Origin of the sequence: Pseudomonas gregormendelii (assembly GCF_017114825.1) — a bacterium.
Lineage (GTDB): Bacteria > Pseudomonadota > Gammaproteobacteria > Pseudomonadales > Pseudomonadaceae > Aquipseudomonas > Aquipseudomonas gregormendelii.
Window position 1 is genome coordinate 64,848 of sequence record NZ_JADEVO010000014.1, and the last position, 18,218, is coordinate 83,065.

An 18,218-nucleotide genomic window follows, 5' to 3' on the forward strand; every position below is an offset into this window, starting at 1 on the left:
TCCACTGATATATCCGCACCAACCCGTGGTGCTCTGTGAAGATGTCGACCGCAACCATTTGCGTAAGTGCGAATAAGTCTTGTACACGGCCCTGTAGCCGATGCCGAATTCTGTGGGTGCAAGGCTGTGGGAGCGTCTAACGGGGCGCACCTTCGACGACCAACTCGCGCAACGTATCAAGGAACAGCTTGAGCACCGGCGATTCATCATCGGCGCGGTAGGTGGCGTACAGCGGCACCTCGGGCAGTGCCGGGCTCAACCGACGGAACACCAGCCCGGCGGGCGCCAGCTGTTCGATCGAGGCTGGCAGCAAGGCCACACCGAATCCTGCGCGGACCAGGCTGAGCAGGGTCTGTACCTCGATCACCTGTTGGCGGATCTGCGGGGTGAATCCAGCCTTGATACAACACTGGAAGAGAAAATCGGCAAACCTCGATTGCTTGAGTTCCAGTGCCACGAAAGGTTCTGCCGCGAGGTCGGCGGGCGCCAGCACTTCGCGTTGCGCCAATGGATGGTCCACCGGCATGACCACCCGGATCGGTTCATAAATCAGCAGTTCGTTACGCAGGCCCGGATCGTCGTAGCCGACCCGAAACACGCAGGCGTCAATACGCTTTTCCTTCAAGGCCTTGACCTGAGCCGCCGGAGTCATCTCGTGCAACCGCCAGTTGACCTGCGGATAGCGCTCGCGAAAAAGGTGCAGGGCCCGCGGCAGCACGCCGACCATCACCGAGCTGATCATGCCAATCTCCAGCTCGCCCAACTGGCCGCGACCGGTCTGGCGGGTCAGGTCCAGCGCGCGGTTCAGTTGTTCGAACACCAGGGGCGCCTGCTCCTTGAGCATCTGCCCCGCCGCCGTCAGTTCGACCCGATGGTGGCTGCGCTCGAACAGCGGCGTACCAAGCTCTTCCTCAAGCAGGCGTATCTGCTGGCTCAGTGGTGGCTGACAGATGTGCAACCGCGACGCGGCCCGACCGAAATGCAGCTCTTCGGCCAAGGCCATGAAGTACCGCAACAAGCGCAGGTCCATGGCGGTTTACCCAAGGGTCAGTGGTGTCGAGCGCTGACGCACGCCCGTCAGGCTGAACAGCGCGTTGGCAATGGCCGGGGCCACCGACGGGCTGCCCAGCTCACCGACGCCCCCTGGTTTACCCGGTTCGCCGTCGAGCACCAGGATGTCTACCTGCGGCATGTCGGACATGCGCGGCACCCGGTAATCATGGAAGTTGCTCTGCACCACCTGGCCCTGCTTGATGTCCATGCGGTCGAACAGGGCGTGACCAAGGCCCCACATCAGGCCGCCGTAGATTTGTTCCTCGACGCCGCCAGGCGACACGGCCAGGCCGCAATCCACCACGCACGTGAGCTTCTCCACGCGAATCACTCCGTCCTTTCTGGCCACCCGCGCCACCACGGCGATAAAGCTGGTGTAACCCTGATTGGTGGCAATCCCCAGGGCCGTGCCTTCCGGTAGCGGCTGGCCCCAGCCCGCACGCTCGGCGGCACTTTTGAGCACCGCGACATGACGCGGCCGCTCGTGCATGTGGGCCAGCCGAAAGGCCAGGGGATCCTCTGCGGCACCCTGCGCAAGCTCGTCCATGAAGCTTTCCACGGCGAACACGTTGGGGATGAAGCTCACCGAGCGATACCAGCCGCTCGGCACCTGGCTTTCGTGTTTGACCCAGACCAGGTCCAGGTTCGCCGGGCGATACGCAAAGTCCCACGCGGTGAGCGCTTCGGTGGTGCTGTAGTCCATGCGGTCAGGCCGTTCAAAATAGCCCGGCTCCCACTGCTCCGGCGAGGCCGGCGACACGGCTTCAAGGCGCAAGGCCGTCAGGCGGCCCTGGGCGTCGAGTGCGCCTTTGGCCCTGTGCAACGTGGCCGGGTGCATGAACAGCGAGCGCATTTCATCTTCACGGCTGTTCATCAGCTTCACCGGGACCTTGGCCTGTTGCGCCAGGTACGCCACTTCGAACAGCCAGTAATTGGCCTCCCGTGCGCCGAAACTGCCACCGGAGACCATCTCATTGATGGTGACGTTGTCCTTGGCGATACGGCACACCACGTGCGCCGCCTCCAATGCCGAAGACGGCACCTGTACGCCGCCCCAATAGGTGATGGCGTGGTCCTTGACCTGGGCGGTGATGCAGATCGGTTCCAGAGGGTTCTGGACTTTGTAGGGCATGCGGTAATCAGCTTCCAGCAGCCGGGCCGCGCCTGGCCATTGAGCGTTGACATCACCCGCCTGCATCGCCGTGACCCGCAGCGCGGTTTTATCAGCCAGCGCCGCCGCCTGGGCTGTGGCCAGCTGATCGCTGTCGAACCCGGCGAGGGGCGACTCGCTCCATTGCACCACCAGCAGCGCCCGCCCCTGCTGCGCGGCCCAGTAAGTGTCGGCCAATACTGCGACACCTTCCTGATTGCCGCCGAGCACGTCGGGACGGCCCGGTACCGCGATCACCTTGCGCACACCCGGGACCTGCAATGCTGCTGTGCTATCCACCTTCAAGACTTTCGCCCCCACCACCGGGGTGCGCAGGATCACCGCCACCAACAGGTCGGGCAATTGCACATCGATGCTGTACTTGAAACGTCCGCAGACCTTCGCCGCCGCATCGCGTTTATGGCGCAATTTGCCGATGTACTTGAACTGCGCGGGGTCCTTGAGCTTGACGGCTGTGGGCGCCGGCAAGTGCGCGGCCACACTCACCAGTTCGCCATAACCCAGGCTGCGCTGGCTGGTGCTGTGAACCACCCAGCTGTCAGGGCTGACCTGCCACTGCCTTGCCGCTGCCGCGATCAACAACGCCCGCGCGGTGGCGCCCGCCATGCGCAGGCGATCATATTCCAGCGACACACTGGTGCTGCCCCCGGTGGAATAGACTTTCCACACCGGGTGGATATAGGTTTCGAAGAAGGGGTTTTCCGGCGAGATGACCTGCACGGTCATCGGGTTGACGTCCAGCTCCTCCGCCACGCACGCGGCCAGTGCGGTGTGGGTGCCGGTGCCGGAATCGTGTTTGTGCACCACCAGTTTGACCGTGCCATCGGGCAATACCCGCACCCAGGCATTCGGCTCAAAGACAGTGGCAGGCGCCGGCGCTTTCGGGTCGCTGGCGCTGATGCCGGCGGGCAGGTAGAAGGCAACAGCCAAACCCGCAGCAACGGTGGCGCTGTGCTTGAGAAACTGCCGGCGTGGCAGCTCGATCCGGTTGCTCGTCATCACGCCTCCTTCGGCGCATCGGCTGCGCGCTTGATCGCCTTATTGATGCGCCCGTACGTGCCGCAGCGGCACAGGTTGCCGGACATCGCATCGCGGATCGACTCATCGGTGACCGCCGCCCCGGTGATGAGCAGCGCCGCCGCCGACATGATCTGGCCGGATTGACAGTAGCCGCATTGCGGGACATCTTCGGCAACCCAGGCCAGTTGCAGCGGATGCTGCCCGGTGGGCGACAAACCTTCGATGGTTGTGATGCGGTGCCCCGCCACCGCCGCCACCGGTAACTGGCAGGAACGCACTGCGACCCCGTCCAGGTGCACCGTGCAGGCTCCGCACAGCCCCATGCCGCAGCCGAACTTTGTGCCGGTGAGTTTCAAGTGGTCACGCAACACCCATAACAAGGGCATGGAGGGCGCAGTCTCTACCAGCTCGTGTCGTTCGCCGTTTACCGTGAATTCGATCATTGTCAGGCTCCAAAAGAGCGGCCCGCCTTTGTGCGGGCCTGGTGATCGAATAGTGGTAACCGCAGGCCAATCGGGCCAGCGACGATTTCTGCCACCCTGTGTAAGTAGGACTAACAGCATGTACAAACGATACCCGTCGGTACAGTCCATGAGCGCATTCATCCAGGCTGCGCGCAGCGGCAGTTTTTCCAGCGCTGCGCGCAAGCTCGACTTGACCCACAGCGCCATCAGCCAGCAGATCCGTGCCCTGGAAGACTTCATCGGCCAGCCGTTGTTCGTGCGCGAAGGCGGTGGCAGCAAGCTGACCGATGCCGGCCAGTTGTTCGCCAGCGTGCTCTCTGACGGCCTGGCACAAATCGACCGCGCGCTGTCCTCAGTGAAGAACCGCAGCGTGGCGCAGCGGCTGACGCTCGATGTCGACAGCGAACTGGCGCAGAGCTGGCTCAACCCACGCTTGCCCGAGCTTCTGGATTTACTGCCCGGGCATGAAGTCGTGATGCTGTCGGTGCCACGCTCGGATCGCACTTCGTTCGAGCGGGTGGACCTGGCATTGCGTTATGGCTATGGCGACTGGGAAGACTGCGAGATGACGCAGATCTGCGGTGACCGGGTCATGGCGGTGGCCTCCCCCGGACTGCTTGAGCGGCACGGTCTGCAGCTGCCGATGACGCCGGCGCAGGTGTTGCAATTGCCGTTGCTGGGCTACACGCGTCGGTCGTGGATTCCGTGGCTGGATGCCGCGGGATTAACCCCCACCGAGCCGGCCGCGCGGGTTATTTTCGATAATGCGGCGAACCTGATTGCGGCGGCTGAAGCGGGGGTCGGTGCGGGATTGGTGCGTGGGCTGTTGGCAGCAGATGCGTTGCGCGCGGGGCGCTTGGTTGAACTGAACACCGCGCAGATCCCGGCGCATTACAACCTGTATGCGGTGTGGCCGCCGGGGCAAGCCGAGCGCGTGGCGCCGGTGGTTGAGGTGATCAAGCAGCTGGCCTTGCGTACAGAATCCTGACGCCATCGCTGGCAAGCCAGCTCCCACAGGGATCAAAGTGTTGACCCAGTCTTTCTGACAACACAAAAACCTGTGGGAGCTGGCTTGCCAGCGATGAGGCCCGCCCAGTCAATACGAAACCATATCGAACGCATATCACCTCCCCGCCCAATTAATATTGTACGAACCCTGCCCCCCCTTCCAATACTCCTCCCCAAGCAGCCAGCGTCCCGAGCCGGATGCGACCAGGCGAGGGAATGCGCAGCCTGCTGCGCATAGAAATGGCCGATTGCCCGGACGTGGCTGCTAGCGAACCGCAAGGTTCCCTTTCCGCTATCAGGAGATCGACTTCAATGATCATCGATATCAGCTGCTATCCCACCGATCTGGTGGACCTCGCCTGGAGGCATGACGGTGACCCGTTCACCGGCGAGCGTCTGCTGGAGATGATGGATGGCCCGTACATGGTCAACGGCAAACCTCGCCGCATCGACAAAGCCTTCATCCAGCCCCCCCAGGGCAACACCATCTACACCTGGACCGACGGCGACCTGACAGGTCGCGAGTCCATCGACGCTTACATGGCCTACACCCTGAAGATGGTCCAGACCTACCCTGATCGTTTCATTGGCTGCTTTGTCTACAACCCGCGTTGCGGAGTGCAGAACGGCGTCGAGGCGATCGAACGCTACGTCAAGGAACACGGGTTCAAGATGGTGCAAATGCAGGCCAACATGCATGCCTATCGCCCGGACCGCGCCTTGGACTGGGTGCGTCCGGCCTTCGAGAAATGCGCCGAACTCGGCATCCCGGTCAAGCTGCACACCGGTGATGGCCCCTACAGCATCCCGTCGGAATGGGTGCCGATGATCAAGGAGTTTCCCAACGTCGATTTCATCATGGCGCACTTCGGCGTGCAGACCGGTGGCGTCTACGTGTTCGAACCCATGCAATGGGCCATGGAACTGCCCAACGTCTACTGCGAATCAGGCTGGTGCCTGCAATCGCGGATCGTCGAATTCGCCAAGGTGCTGCCCACCCACAAAATCCTCTTCGGCACCGACACACCCCCCAACGAGCCGGGCATGTGGCTGCGCCTGCTGGAAGTGCTGTGCCACGAGCCGCCGCAGGGCCTGAACCTCGACGAGGACACCCTCGAAGACTACCTGGGCAACAACACCGCACGGATGATCGGCCTCGAGCCGACTGCGCCGCCGCGTTCCGTGTCCGAAGCCGAGGCGCAACTCAAGCGCCCCGTCACCACCCAACTGGCCAGGAGCTGAATCGATGATCATCGACACCCATCTGCACCCCACCAACCTGGTCGACGAGGCCTGGCGCCACACGGGCGAACCCTTCACCGGCGAGCGCATGCTCAAGCTGATGGACGGCCCCTACATGATCAACGGCAAACCTCGCCGCATCGACATGGGTTTCATCCAGCCGCCACCGGGCAACACTGGCTATCGCGACGGTAACCGCCGGGGCCGCGAAGGCGTGCGCGACTACATGTCGTACATTGCCGAACTCTGTGTGAAGTACCCGGACCGCTTCATCGGCAACTTCAACTTCAACCCGCGCTGGGGACCGGAAAACGGCGCCGCGGAGCTGGAATTCCACATCAAGGAATACGGCTTCAAGATGCTGAAATTGCACGCCAACATGCACGGCTATCGCCCCGATCGCGCACTGGACTGGCTGCGCCCGGCGATGAAGGTCTGCGCCAAGTACAACATCGTGGTGCTGATCCACACCGGCGACGGCCCGTACACCATCCCGACGATGTTCTACCCGATCATCCGCGAGTTCCCGATGGTCAACTTCATCATCGGTCACTTCGGCATCCAGACCGGCGGCAACTACTCGTTCGAAGCGTTCTGGATGGCGATGGACACACCGAACGTGTACTGCGAATCCGGCTGGTGCTTCCAGTCGCGGATCGTCGAGTTCGCCAAGGACCTGCCGCGCAACAAAATCGTGTTCGGCACTGACTCGCCACCCAACGAACCGGGCATGTGGCTACGCGAACTCGAAGTGTTGTGCTCGCCTGCGCCGCAAGGCCTGGGCATCGATGAGGATCATCTGGAGGACTACCTGGGCAACAACATCGCCCGGCTGTGCGGCATCGAACCGACGCCGCCACCCAAGGACCTGATCGAGGCGGACATCCGCCTGACCACGACTTATTTGTAGATCGGCATCACACAGAACCCTGTGGGAGCCAGCCTGCTGGCGATGGCGGCAGCACCGTCAAAATCAATGTCGACTGGCCCACCGGTATCGCCAGCAGGCTAGCTCCCACAGGTTCTGCACCAATCCACAACATTGCGGTACAGCGACTTTACAGGCGCGAAGATGAACCGGCGTTCGATCGACCCGCGGGCCAACGGCTTGTCGATCGAACGTCGCCCTCAACCCTGCGCGCCTGCTTTTTTACGAAGTGAAACCATGACCGTTTCGACGCTTGGCGATACCCAGGATTTCCACGTTTTCATCGACGCCTATCGCCGGTTGTACCCGGACGATGTGCTGACCATCCACGAACCCCTGAGTGCCGACCAGGACGTCACCGCCCTGGTCGACGCCCTCGCCAGCCAGGGCCGCGATCCGCTGTTGATCTGCGAACAGGTCGGCAACCTCGGCGTGCCCGTAGCCACCAACCTGTTCGCCTCCCGCAGCCGGATCGCAAGGATCTTCGGCGTCACCGCGGCGCAACTGCACGAGACGTTCCAGGCCCGCGCCAACCAGCCCATCGCACCGCGCTACGTTGAAACCGGCCCGGTGCTGGACGAAATTTTCGAAGGCGAGGCCGTGGACCTGGCCTTGTTGCCGATGCTCAAGCACTTCGACAGCGACCGCGGCCCCTACATCACCAACGCGATCATCATTGCCGAGGATCCGCTGACCGGCATCGCCAACATGAGCTATCACCGCTCCATGCGCCATGCCCGGCAAACCCTCGCCACCAGCCTGCACTCACGGGGTCACCTGTGGCGCATGCTGCAAACTGCCAGGGAACGCGGGGAAGAGTTGCGCGTGGCCATGGTCGTCGGCGCCCATCCGCTGTTCATGCTCGCCGCCGCCGCAAGGTTACCTTTTGGCAGTGATGAGCGGGCAGTGGCCGGCGGCCTGTTCGGCGCCCCGCTGGAGCTGGTCAAGACCCCACGCTACGGCATCGGCGTGCCGGCGTTCGCCGAATTCGTGCTCGAAGGTGCGATCGACCCGACGGCCTATGCCGAAGAAGGTCCGTTTGGCGAGTTCAGCGGTTATTCCTCGGACCGTTCGACCAATAACGTGCTGCGCGTCGACACCCTGATGCGCCGCAAGGATGCCTGGCTGGTGGACGTGGTCGGCGGGCGTTATGCCGAACACCTGACCCTGGCACGGCTGCCCCGGGAAGCGGAAATGAGCGAAAAGCTCAAGGCACGCTTTCCCGCCGTCACCGCCGTGCACTACCCCAATTCCGGTACGCATTTCCATTGTTACGTGGCCCTGGACCAGAGCCGCGACGGTGAGGCGCGGCAGATCATGCTGGCGCTGCTGGGCTGGGACCCTTACCTGAAATCGGTGATCGCGGTGGACAGTGACATCGATATCAACGACGACAGCCAGGTGCTCTGGGCCTTGGCCACGCACTTCCAGCCGCATCAGGACATCTTCGTGATCGACGGCTTGCCCGGCAGCCCCCTGGACCCTTCGTCCTCGGTCAACGGCACCACCTCGCGCATGGGCCTGGACGCCACCCGCGGCGCAGGGTTTGACGGCATCAAGGCACAACTCGACCAGGCCGCCCTGGAGCGCGCGCGCAGCCTGCTGCAGGGTTATCGGTCATGAATCGCCAGCGCCTGGTGGTCGGTATCAGCGGCGCGTCCGGGTTTATCTACGGCGTGCGCCTGCTGGAGTTGCTGGCCAGGCTCGACATCGAAACGCACCTGGTCATCAGCCGGGCCGCGTTGCTGACCATGGCCCATGAAACCGGCTACAAACTGGCGGACGTGATCGCCCTGGCCAGTCACTACCACCGCGCAGACGACGTCGCGGCGGGCATCGCCAGTGGCTCGTTTCGTTGCCTGGGCATGGTGGTGGCGCCCTGTTCCATGCGCACCCTGGCGGAAATCGCCACCGGCACCTCCGCAGGCCTGATCGGCCGCGCGGCCGATGTGACCTTGAAGGAGCGCCGCACCCTGGTGCTGATGGCCCGGGAAACGCCGTTGACCCTGGCGCACCTGCGCAACATGACCGCCGTCACCGAAATGGGCGGGATCATCGCCCCACCCGTCCCGGCCTTTTACGCCCGCCCGCAAAGCCTTGCGCAAATGGTCGATCACAGCCTGGGTCGGGTCCTCGACCTGTTCGGCCTCGACGCCGGCACCGCGTTGCGCTGGGGCGAACCGGACCTTCATTCATTGAAAAGCAAAACCTGTGGGAGCGAGCCTGTTCGCGATGAGGCCGCAACAGCCAGCATCGGGATCGGCTGATCCAGCGCCATCGCGAGCAGGCTCGCTTACACACTGCACCCCGACCCATTGGTTCCAAAGGAGCATCACATGAACAGCCCATTCAACGCCCCGACCCCGAACCGCAAGATCCCGGTGACCATCCTCACCGGCTTTCTCGGCGCCGGCAAAACCACCCTGCTGAACTACATCCTCAAGGAAAACCACGGACGCAAAATCGCGGTGATCGAGAACGAATTCGGTGAGGTCGGGATCGACGGCGACCTGGTCCTCAGTTCCGAGACCGAGGAAATCTACGAGATGGTCAACGGGTGTGTGTGCTGCACCGCCGAGGTCCGCGAAGACCTGGTGCGCATCGTTCGCGAACTGGTGGCGCGCCCGGTACGCCTCGACCACATCCTGATCGAAACCAGTGGCCTGGCCGATCCGTACCCGGTGGCACAGAGCTTTTTCATCAACGATCCCATCGCCGATGAAGTGGAACTGGATGCGATCGTGACCATGGTTGACGCCAAGCACATCGCCCAGCATCTGGAAGACCTGCAACTCGATGGCGTCGACAACCAGGCGGTGGACCAGATCGTCTGCGCCGACCGGATCGTGATCAACAAAGTCGACTTGGTGAGCAGCGCCGAGGTGCACGCCCTGAGCGAAAAAATTCGTGGCTTGAACGCGACTGCGGACCTGGTGACCTCCAGCTATGCCGAAATCGACCTGACGAAAATCCTCGGCATCGGCGCCTTCGAGTCCACGCAAAAACTCATGGAAATCGGCGCCGAACATGACCATCACGGCCACGAACATCATCACGAGCCGGATCATGACCACGACCCCAGTGTCTCGTCGGTAGGCATTGCCGTGGACGGCGCGGTGAACCTCGGCGCGTTTCACCGCTGGATCAGCGAACTGCGCACCGCTCAGGCCGACAACCTGTACCGCATGAAAGGCGTACTGGCGGTGCAGGACCAGGACCAGCGCTATGTACTGCAAGGCGTTCACAGCCTGGTGGAGTTTCGCGCATCAACCTTGTGGGGCACTGAACCGCGCTCCAGCAAGATCGTGTTCATCGGCCGCGACCTGGACCGCGCGGCGCTGAACCAGGGCTTTGCCGCCTGCCTGGCAGGCTGAAGCAGCGGCATCGGAGCCGGTGGATGGCGGCTCCGGGCATACAGATGCCTGACACCTCTGGTAGCCCACAGGTATCAGGCATCAGCACGAATACCCCTCTCTACAGCATAAAACAGCAAGAGGTGATTCCCATGTCGTCAGCCACTCCCCCTTCAACCATCCACCCGGTCGACCAGGTTCTACCTGTGCGCCAAATGCTCACCCTCGGCCTGCAACACATGGCCGTCTCGTACATCGGCGCCATCGCCGTGCCGTTGATTGTCGCCAGCGCCTTGAAAATGTCCCAGGCCGATACCGTGGTGTTGATCAGCACCACGTTGTTCTGCTCGGGCATCGCCACGCTGTTGCAAACCGTGGGCTTCTGGAAATTCGGCGTACGCCTGCCAATTCTGCAGGGCGTGGCCTTCAGCAGCGTCGGCCCGGTGATCGCCATTGGCAGCAACCCGGAGGTGGGGTTTGCCGGGGTTTGCGGAGCGGTGATCGGCGCAGGGATTTTTACCATGCTGGTCGCGCCCTTCGTCGGCCGACTGCGGCGCTATTTCCCGCCAGTGGTCACCGGCTGCATCGTCACCGTGATCGGCCTGCAGCTGTTCCCGATTGCCTACGAGTGGGTCGGTGGCGGGCGTCACGCCAGCGATTTTGGCGCGCCGGCGTACCTGGCTGTCGCCGCCGTGGTGCTGTTGACCATCCTGCTGGTCAACCGATACGGCAGCCCGATGCTGCGCAACATGGCGGTGCTGGTGGGCATGCTGGTGGGCGCGGGGCTGGCGTACGGGCTGGGTATGGGCAGCTTCAGCAGCGTCGGCGATTCGCCCTGGCTCACGGTGCCCTACCCGTTCTACTTCGGCCTGCCGACCTTCAGCCTGATCCCGATCGCGACCATGGTGGTGGTGATGATTGTGCAGATGGTCGAGTCCATGGGGCTGTTCGTCGCGATTGGCGACATCGTCGACAAGCCGGTGGAAGAAAAACAGGTGATCAACGGCCTGCGGGCCAACGGCCTGGCGAGCACCATTGCCGGCATGTTCGCCGCCTTCCCGTTCATTGCCTTCATGGAGAACGTCGGCCTGGTGATCCTCACGGGCGTGCGCAGTCGCTGGGTAGTGGCGATCAGCGGATTGCTCATGTGCACCGTGGCCCTGGTGCCCAAGGCCGGGGCAATCATCGCCTCAATGCCGACCGCAGCCCTGGGTGGTGCCGGGATCGCAATGTTTGGCGTGGTCGCGGCCGCCGGCATCCAGACCCTGGCCAAGGTCGACTACGAGCGTAATCGCTACAACGTGCTGATCGTCGGTTTCACCATCGCCGCCGCCCTGGTGCCGGTGCTGGCCCCGGCGCTGTTCAAGCAATTGCCCGAGTGGAGCCAGCCGTTCCTGCACAGCAGCGTGGTGATCGCCTGCCTGGTGTCAGTGCTGCTTAACGCCGCCCTCAATGGCGTCAGCGCGCCAGACAGCGCCGCCAGCAAACCCGCCTCCCATAGCCTTTGACCGGAGAAGCCCATGACTCAACTTCAAAACATCCTGATCAAAAACCCGCTGGAGGTGATGACCGGCCTGCGCGGCGAACGCGCCCGGGCCGGCAGCGTCGACATCCGCGTGGTCAACGGGCGCATCGCCGAAATGGCCGCCGGCCTGCAGGCGCAACCCGGGGAGCGGGTGATCGACGCCCGTCATTGCCTGGTGTATCCAGGCTGGATCAACACCCACCATCACCTGTTCCAGAACCTGCTCAAAGCCGTGCCCGAAGGGTTGAACCAGGACCTGCAAGGCTGGCTCGCCAGCGTGCCCTACCCGCGCCTCAACCGCTTCACCCCGCAGCTGTCGCGCATTGCCGCGCGGCTAGGTATGGCCGAGTTGCTGCTGTCGGGGGTGACGACCTGCGCCGACCATCACTACCTGTACCACGCCCACGGCACGACCGAGACCGGTGACCTGCTGTTCGACACGGCGGACGAATTCGGCTTGCGCTTCGTGCTGTGCCGAGGGGGTGCCCTGGAGTCGGCAAGTGCACACCCCGGCTTTTCAAAAACCGCGCTGCAGCCGGAGTCGCTGGAGCAAATGGTCGGCGACATCGAGCGCTTGAAATCGCGCTATCACCAGGACATTCCGGACGCCATGCGCCGGGTCGTGGTGGCGCCGACCACGCCCACTTTCTCGCTGCCGCCCACCCTGCTGCGGGAGCTGGCTCACACGGCTCGTGGCCTTGGCCTGCGCCTGCATACGCACCTGTCGGAGACGCAGAACTACGTCAATTTCTGCCGCGAGAAATACAATTGCCTGCCGGTCGAATTCGTCGCTGAGCACGAGTGGCTCGGCCCGGATGTCTGGTTCGCCCACGCGGTGCACCTGCAACCAGGGGAAATTTGCATGCTCGCGCAGACGGGCACCGGTGTTTCCCACTGCCCGGTGAGCAACGCCCGACTGGGTAGCGGTATCGCGCCAGTGCCACAGATGGCCGAGGCCGGCGTGCCGATATCACTGGGCGTGGATGGGGTGGCGTCGAACGAGTCCGGAAGCATGGTCGGTGAAGCGCATACCGCCTGGCTGATTCACCGGGCGGAACAAGGCGCGGGCGCCACCACCGCCGAAGACGTGATTCACTGGGGCACGGCCGGCGGCGCTCAGGTATTGGGCCTCGGTGCGGTGGGCACACTGGAGATCGGACAGGCAGCGGACCTGGTGATCTACGGCCTGGATCACCCGCGCTTTTTCGGCTTCCACGACCTGGCGGTAGCACCGGTGGTCGCGGGCGAACCGATCGCCGTGCGCTACAGCCTGGTGGGTGGCCGGGTGGTGGTCGATGACGGCGTGATCCCGGGGCTCGACCTGGAGCGCATGCGCGCCGAAGCCTGGGAAGGCGTGCAGCAACTGATGCACGTCGACGACTAGCCCCCGGTAGGAGCTGCCGCAGGCTGCGATCTTTTGATCTCGCGCCGCTTTCGACGCAGCCAAAAGATCGCAGCCTGCGGCAGCTCCTACGGGGACCTCATCATTCAAGCCGCCAGTTGCCCCCCTGCAATCGCCGCCGAAGCCGCCAGCATTGCCCGCAACAACACCGCACACCCCGCCGCCAGGTCATCCGGCGCCGCGTTTTCGATCTCGTTGTGGCTAATACCGCCTTCGCACGGCACGAAGATCATCCCCGCCGGCCCCAGTTCGGCGAGGAAGATCGCGTCATGCCCCGCGCCACTGACGATGTCCATGTGCGACAGACCCAGCCCCTGCGCCGCATTGCGCACCGCGTCGACACAACCTTGCTCGAAATACAGCGGCGGGAAATCCGCCGTGGGCGTCAGTTCGTAGGTCAGGCCATGTTGCTCGCAGGTGGCTTCAATCACCTGGCGAACTTCGGCAATCATCGAATCCAGGCGAGCCGGTTCCAGGTGCCGGAAGTCCAGGGTCATGCGCACTTCGCCGGGAATGACATTGCGCGAGCCGGGGTAGGCTTGCAGGCACCCGACCGTGCCGCAGGCGTGAGGTTGATGACCCAGGGCGGCACGATTGACCGCACCCACGATGATGGAGGCGCCGACCAGGGCGTCCTTGCGCAAGTGCATTGGCGTCGGGCCGGCATGGGCTTCGACTCCGCGCAGTTTCAGGTCGAACCACTTCTGCCCGAGAGCCCCCATGACCACGCCGATAGTCTTGCGCTCATCCTCAAGAATCGGGCCTTGCTCGATGTGCGCTTCAAAATAGGCACCGACCGCATGGCCGCTGACCTTGCGAGTGCCGGCGTAGCCGATGGCATTGAGTGCCTCGCCCACGGTGACGCCGTCGACATCGACTTTGGCCAGGGTTTCCTCCAGCGTGAATTTTTCCGCGAAGACCCCCGAGCCCATCATGCACGGCGCAAAACGCGAGCCCTCTTCGTTGGTCCAGACCACCACCTCCAGCGGGGCCTCGGTTTCCACGCCCAGATCGTTGAGCGTGCGCAGTACCTCGACGCCGGCCAGCACGCCAAAGCAGCCATCGAACTTGCCACCGGTGGGCTGGGTGTCGATGTGGCTGCCGGTCATCACGGGAGGCAGGTCCGGATTGCGCCCGGGACGGCGGGCGAAAATATTGCCGACCGCGTCGATGCTGACGGTGCAGCCCGCCTCTTCGCACCACCTGACAAAGATATCCCGAGCCTGACGATCGAGGTCGGTCAGGGCCAGGCGACAGACACCGCCTTTGACCGTGGCGCCAAGCTTGGCCAGTTCCATGAGCGACTGCCACAGGCGATCGCGGTTGATGTGCTGATGGGTGGACTGCAGAACGTCTACAGCAGCGTTCATGTTGATCTCCTCAGGCGACTTGTTATTGGATTATTCAGATTTTTTCCGGTGCTCTCACTGCCGTCATCGCGGGCAAGCCCGGCTCCCAAAGGATTGTGGTGTCCCCGTTAGTTGCGTCTGACACCACTCCTGTGGGAGCCGGGCTGCCCGCGATGAGGCCGGCACTTACACCGCAGATTTCGCAACAGACGGGTCAGGTCGCAGTGAACACAACCCGTAATAAATCAACCCGCCCAAGGCCGAACCGGTAAACCAGCCATAACTGTAAAACCAGCTGAACGCATCGCTGCCCAACGACAGCAAGGTCAGCGCCACCGGCACGCCGAAGGCGATAAAACCGAACCAGTTCCAGGCCGGGTACACGTCATCGCGGTACAGCCCTGCCAGGTCCAGCTGCTGTTTCCTGATCAGGAAATAATCCACCACCATGATCCCGGCAATCGGCCCCAGCAAACTCGAATAACCGAGCAACCAGTTGGAATACACCGTCTCCAGGCTGACGTCGGAAACGATCAAGCCAAGCTTCTTCAACAATTCATGGGCCATCAGCACCAGCCCGACCACCCCGGTCAGCAACACCGCCTTGGTGCGGTTGATGACCTTTGGCGCAATGTTCTGGAAATCGTTGGTCGGCGACACGATATTCGCCGCAGTGTTGGTCGACAGCGTCGCGATAATGATCAGTGCCATGGCCAGGGCGACCCACACCGGGCTCTGGATATGACCAATCAACGTTACCGGATCGGACACGGTCACCCCCACCAGCTTGACCGAGGCGGCGGTCATCACCACACCCAGGGCGGCAAACAGGAACATGGTCAGTGGCAGGCCGATAATCTGCCCGACTATCTGGTCCTTCTGGCTCTTGGCATAACGGCTGAAATCCGGAATGTTCAGGGACAAGGTCGCCCAGAAACCGACCATTGCGGTGAGCCCGGCGGCGAAGTAACTGACAACGCTCGCCCCTTCCGGACGCTTGGCCGGGATCGCCATTAGCTCGGTCATCGACACGTTGGGCATCGCCCACACCAGCAGTCCCACCCCAACCAGCACCAGCAAGGGTGCAGACAGCGTCTCGAGCCACTTGATCGACTCGGCACCGCGGATCACTACCCACAGGTTCAGGGCCCAGAACACCATGAAACCGATCACCTCCCCGGTGCCGCCCAGGGACTTCCAGCCCTCGAACACCGAACCGAGGAACAGGTGAATCGCCAACCCGCCGAACATGGTCTGGATACCGAACCAGCCACAGGCCACCAGCGCCCGAATCAGGCAGGGAATGTTGGAGCCGAGAATGCCAAAAGAGGAACGCAGCAACACTGGAAAAGGGATGCCGTACTTGGTGCCGGGAAACGCGTTCAACGTCAGCGGGATCAGCACAATGATGTTGGCAAACAGAATCGCCAGCAGCGCCTCGCCGACACTCAGGCCGAAATAGGCAGTGAGCACGCCACCGAGGGTGTAGGTCGGCACGCAGATCGACATGCCGACCCACAATGCCGTGATGTGCCACTTGTTCCAGGTTCGTTCGCGCACCTTGGTCGGTGCCATGTCGTGGTTGTAACGGGGACTGTCGAGGACGTCGGTGCCGGCTTCCAGCTCATACAAGCCGTTGCGCTCGGTCACTTGCGATCTGATCTGTTGCATGGCCGCTCCACTGTTATTTTTGATTATCTTGCTCATCAGGGGCTGGCGACATCAATAAACATGCCGATTGCCCCGCTTGCGCATCGGGCAGATCCATTAAAAAGCGTTAACTCTCTGAAACTCATCATGTTTATTTATATAAACAAACGGTCCTCGGGACACTGCCCGGCGCTCAGGGCGACGACCAGGCAAAGTTGTCCGAACCGTCAGGACTCAAACTGGTGCATCAAACTTTTTTCCCGGCTTTGCGCGTTAACCATAGACGCTTCTCAAGCAGCTGATTTCACATAAGAAATCTCGTCTATTTTGGCATCCTGTCAAGTGCGTCAAAATGGTGAAAGCCTGAACCAAATTGGTGATTTCAATATTTAATCGTTATTTATCAATAGTTTATTAATGGCATTAGCTTATAAAAAATAATCTTGCTCATTCCTCAAACTCGGACTAGTTTCTATTCCTGACAGCGCTGACAGGAATACACCTGTTTGCGTCTGGTTCATATAAAACATTTAGAACCGGCACCAGTCGGTCATTGCCTGCGAGGAACTCGGAATGTCTCTGTTGATCCGTGGCGCCACCGTTGTAACTCACGATGAAAGTTATCGCGCCGACGTCTATTGCGCCGACGGCGTAATCAAAGCCATCGGCGATCAACTGGATGTTCCGGCGGGTGCCGAAGTGCTCGACGGCAGCGGCCAGTACCTGATGCCCGGTGGTATCGATCCGCACACTCACATGCAACTGCCCTTCATGGGCACGGTGGCCAGCGAAGATTTTTTCAGCGGCACGGCGGCAGGGCTAGCCGGTGGCACCACCTCGATTATCGACTTCGTGATTCCCAACCCGCAGCAATCGCTGATGGAAGCCTTTCATCAATGGCGCGGCTGGGCAGAAAAATCGGCAGCGGACTACGGCTTCCACGTCGCCATCACCTGGTGGAGCGAGCAGGTTCGCGAAGAAATGGCCGAGTTGGTCAGCCAGCACGGGGTCAATAGCTTCAAGCATTTCATGGCTTACAAGAACGCGATCATGGCGGCGGACGATACCCTGGTGGCGAGTTTCGAACGCTGCCTGGAGCTGGGCGCCGTGCCGACCGTACACGCGGAAAATGGCGAGCTGGTGTATCACCTGCAACGCAAGCTGATGGCCCAGGGCATCACCGGGCCGGAAGCGCACCCGCTGTCGCGGCCTTCACAGGTGGAAGGTGAAGCGGCCAGCCGGGCGATCCGTATTGCCGAAACCCTGGGCACGCCGCTGTACCTGGTGCATGTCTCGACCAAGGAAGCCCTCGACGAAATCACCTATGCCCGCAGCAAGGGCCAGCAGGTCTACGGCGAGGTCCTCGCCGGGCACTTGCTGCTGGACGACAGCGTCTATCAGAACCCGGACTGGAACACTGCCGCCGGCTACGTCATGAGCCCGCCCTTCCGCCCGCGCGGGCATCAGGAGGCACTCTGGCACGGGCTGCAATCGGGCAACCTGCACACCACCGCCACCGACCATTGCTGCTTCTGTGCCGAGCAGAAAGCGGCCGGGCGCGATGACTTCAGCAAGATCCCCAACGGCACCGCCGGTATCGAAGACCGCATGGCCGTGCTGTGGGATGAGGGGGTTAACACCGGGCGTTTCTCGATGCAGCAGTTCGTGGCGCTGACCTCGACCAACACCGCGAAAATTTTCAACCTCTACCCGCGCAAAGGCGCCATTCGCGTCGGTGCCGATGCCGACCTGGTGCTGTGGGATCCGCAAGGTACCCGGACCATTTCCGCGGCCACCCATCACCAGCAGGTCGACTTCAATATCTTTGAAGGCAAGACCGTACGCGGTGTGCCCAGCCATACGATCAGCCAGGGCCGGGTGGTCTGGGCCGATGGTGACCTGCGGGCCGAACGCGGTGCAGGGCGGTATGTCGAGCGGCCGGCATATCCGGCGGTGTTTGACCTGCTGAGCAAGCGGGCTGAGTTGAATCAGCCAGTTGCTGTGAAGCGCTGAAATCCAGGCCTTCGGCCATTGCGGGCCAGCCCGGACGCAA

At 62.4% G+C, this 18,218-nt stretch carries 14 protein-coding genes; 9 read left to right on the forward strand and 5 right to left on the reverse strand.

Going from position 1 to position 18,218, the window contains the following annotated elements; all coding sequences use genetic code 11:
* Positions 1–136: 136 nt before the first annotated feature.
* From IMW75_RS12035 to IMW75_RS12045, 3 genes are read right to left on the reverse strand one after another with little or no spacing between them, the layout of a single operon-like run.
* A complete protein-coding gene (locus IMW75_RS12035) occupies positions 137–1,030 on the reverse strand; it encodes a LysR substrate-binding domain-containing protein (RefSeq protein WP_045061633.1) in 894 nt (297 codons plus the stop codon).
* Positions 1,031–1,036: 6 nt separating this feature from the next.
* Positions 1,037–3,223 carry a xanthine dehydrogenase family protein molybdopterin-binding subunit gene (locus IMW75_RS12040; RefSeq protein WP_205892726.1) on the reverse strand — a complete coding sequence of 729 codons (2,187 nt, stop codon included), beginning with the start codon at positions 3,221–3,223 and terminating at the stop codon, positions 1,037–1,039.
* Positions 3,223–3,687 carry a (2Fe-2S)-binding protein gene (locus IMW75_RS12045; protein WP_205892727.1) on the reverse strand — a complete coding sequence of 155 codons (465 nt, stop codon included), beginning with the start codon at positions 3,685–3,687 and terminating at the stop codon, positions 3,223–3,225. Before IMW75_RS12045 ends, IMW75_RS12040 begins: the two co-directional genes overlap by 1 nt.
* Positions 3,688–3,805: 118 nt before the next feature.
* Here IMW75_RS12045 and IMW75_RS12050 point away from each other — a divergent pair, with 118 nt between their 5' ends.
* From IMW75_RS12050 to IMW75_RS12085, 8 genes are all read left to right on the forward strand, one after another.
* On the forward strand, positions 3,806–4,696 hold the full coding sequence (locus tag IMW75_RS12050) for a LysR substrate-binding domain-containing protein (RefSeq protein WP_205892728.1): 891 nt from the start codon (positions 3,806–3,808) through the stop codon (positions 4,694–4,696).
* A 332-nt stretch (positions 4,697–5,028) separates the two neighbouring features.
* Entirely contained in the window at positions 5,029–5,958 is a 930-nt protein-coding gene (locus IMW75_RS12055) for an amidohydrolase family protein (RefSeq protein WP_045060516.1), read from the forward strand.
* 4 nt (positions 5,959–5,962) lie between these two features.
* On the forward strand, positions 5,963–6,868 hold the full coding sequence (locus tag IMW75_RS12060) for an amidohydrolase family protein (protein WP_045060517.1): 906 nt from the start codon (positions 5,963–5,965) through the stop codon (positions 6,866–6,868).
* 255 nt (positions 6,869–7,123) lie between these two features.
* Positions 7,124–8,509 carry a UbiD family decarboxylase gene (locus IMW75_RS12065; RefSeq protein ID WP_205892756.1) on the forward strand — a complete coding sequence of 462 codons (1,386 nt, stop codon included), beginning with the start codon at positions 7,124–7,126 and terminating at the stop codon, positions 8,507–8,509.
* Positions 8,506–9,153, forward strand: coding sequence for a UbiX family flavin prenyltransferase (locus tag IMW75_RS12070; RefSeq protein WP_205892729.1), 648 nt, complete (start codon positions 8,506–8,508; stop codon positions 9,151–9,153). Before IMW75_RS12065 ends, IMW75_RS12070 begins: the two co-directional genes overlap by 4 nt.
* Positions 9,154–9,222: 69 nt before the next feature.
* Positions 9,223–10,260, forward strand: a complete 1,038-nt coding sequence (locus IMW75_RS12075) for a CobW family GTP-binding protein (protein ID WP_045060519.1) — start codon at positions 9,223–9,225, stop codon at positions 10,258–10,260.
* Positions 10,261–10,391: 131 nt separating this feature from the next.
* Positions 10,392–11,747: a nucleobase:cation symporter-2 family protein gene (locus IMW75_RS12080; RefSeq protein ID WP_045060520.1), complete on the forward strand. Its 1,356-nt coding sequence runs from the start codon at positions 10,392–10,394 to the stop codon at positions 11,745–11,747.
* A 12-nt stretch (positions 11,748–11,759) separates the two neighbouring features.
* Complete coding sequence (locus tag IMW75_RS12085) at positions 11,760–13,148, forward strand: amidohydrolase family protein (protein ID WP_205892730.1); 1,389 nt, start codon at positions 11,760–11,762, stop codon at positions 13,146–13,148.
* A 104-nt stretch (positions 13,149–13,252) separates the two neighbouring features.
* Here the strand turns inward: IMW75_RS12085 and IMW75_RS12090 are convergent, their stop codons facing one another.
* On the reverse strand, positions 13,253–14,536 hold the full coding sequence (locus IMW75_RS12090; protein ID WP_205892731.1) for a Zn-dependent hydrolase: 1,284 nt from the start codon (positions 14,534–14,536) through the stop codon (positions 13,253–13,255).
* A 165-nt stretch (positions 14,537–14,701) separates the two neighbouring features.
* The gene (locus tag IMW75_RS12095; RefSeq protein WP_045060523.1) at positions 14,702–16,186 is read right to left on the reverse strand and encodes an NCS1 family nucleobase:cation symporter-1; all 1,485 of its coding nucleotides are present in this window, start codon (positions 16,184–16,186) and stop codon (positions 14,702–14,704) included.
* A gap of 552 nt (positions 16,187–16,738) precedes the next feature.
* Between IMW75_RS12095 and hydA the strand changes: the two genes are divergently transcribed.
* Positions 16,739–18,178 carry a dihydropyrimidinase gene (gene hydA, locus IMW75_RS12100; protein ID WP_205892732.1) on the forward strand — a complete coding sequence of 480 codons (1,440 nt, stop codon included), beginning with the start codon at positions 16,739–16,741 and terminating at the stop codon, positions 18,176–18,178.
* Positions 18,179–18,218: the final 40 nt, after the last annotated feature.

What these genes read in the sequence shown, in the direction of transcription:
- IMW75_RS12035 (WP_045061633.1), bottom strand. Translation starts at nt 1,030, where the DNA reads ATGGACCTGCGCTTGTTGCGGTACTTCATGGCCTTGGCCGAAGAGCTG.
- IMW75_RS12040 (WP_205892726.1), bottom strand. Translation starts at nt 3,223, where the DNA reads ATGACGAGCAACCGGATCGAGCTGCCACGCCGGCAGTTTCTCAAGCAC.
- IMW75_RS12045 (WP_205892727.1), bottom strand. Translation starts at nt 3,687, where the DNA reads ATGATCGAATTCACGGTAAACGGCGAACGACACGAGCTGGTAGAGACT.
- IMW75_RS12050 (WP_205892728.1), top strand. Translation starts at nt 3,806, where the DNA reads ATGTACAAACGATACCCGTCGGTACAGTCCATGAGCGCATTCATCCAG.
- IMW75_RS12055 (WP_045060516.1), top strand. Translation starts at nt 5,029, where the DNA reads ATGATCATCGATATCAGCTGCTATCCCACCGATCTGGTGGACCTCGCC.
- IMW75_RS12060 (WP_045060517.1), top strand. Translation starts at nt 5,963, where the DNA reads ATGATCATCGACACCCATCTGCACCCCACCAACCTGGTCGACGAGGCC.
- IMW75_RS12065 (WP_205892756.1), top strand. Translation starts at nt 7,124, where the DNA reads ATGACCGTTTCGACGCTTGGCGATACCCAGGATTTCCACGTTTTCATC.
- IMW75_RS12070 (WP_205892729.1), top strand. Translation starts at nt 8,506, where the DNA reads ATGAATCGCCAGCGCCTGGTGGTCGGTATCAGCGGCGCGTCCGGGTTT.
- IMW75_RS12075 (WP_045060519.1), top strand. Translation starts at nt 9,223, where the DNA reads ATGAACAGCCCATTCAACGCCCCGACCCCGAACCGCAAGATCCCGGTG.
- IMW75_RS12080 (WP_045060520.1), top strand. Translation starts at nt 10,392, where the DNA reads ATGTCGTCAGCCACTCCCCCTTCAACCATCCACCCGGTCGACCAGGTT.
- IMW75_RS12085 (WP_205892730.1), top strand. Translation starts at nt 11,760, where the DNA reads ATGACTCAACTTCAAAACATCCTGATCAAAAACCCGCTGGAGGTGATG.
- IMW75_RS12090 (WP_205892731.1), bottom strand. Translation starts at nt 14,536, where the DNA reads ATGAACGCTGCTGTAGACGTTCTGCAGTCCACCCATCAGCACATCAAC.
- IMW75_RS12095 (WP_045060523.1), bottom strand. Translation starts at nt 16,186, where the DNA reads ATGCAACAGATCAGATCGCAAGTGACCGAGCGCAACGGCTTGTATGAG.
- hydA (WP_205892732.1), top strand. Translation starts at nt 16,739, where the DNA reads ATGTCTCTGTTGATCCGTGGCGCCACCGTTGTAACTCACGATGAAAGT.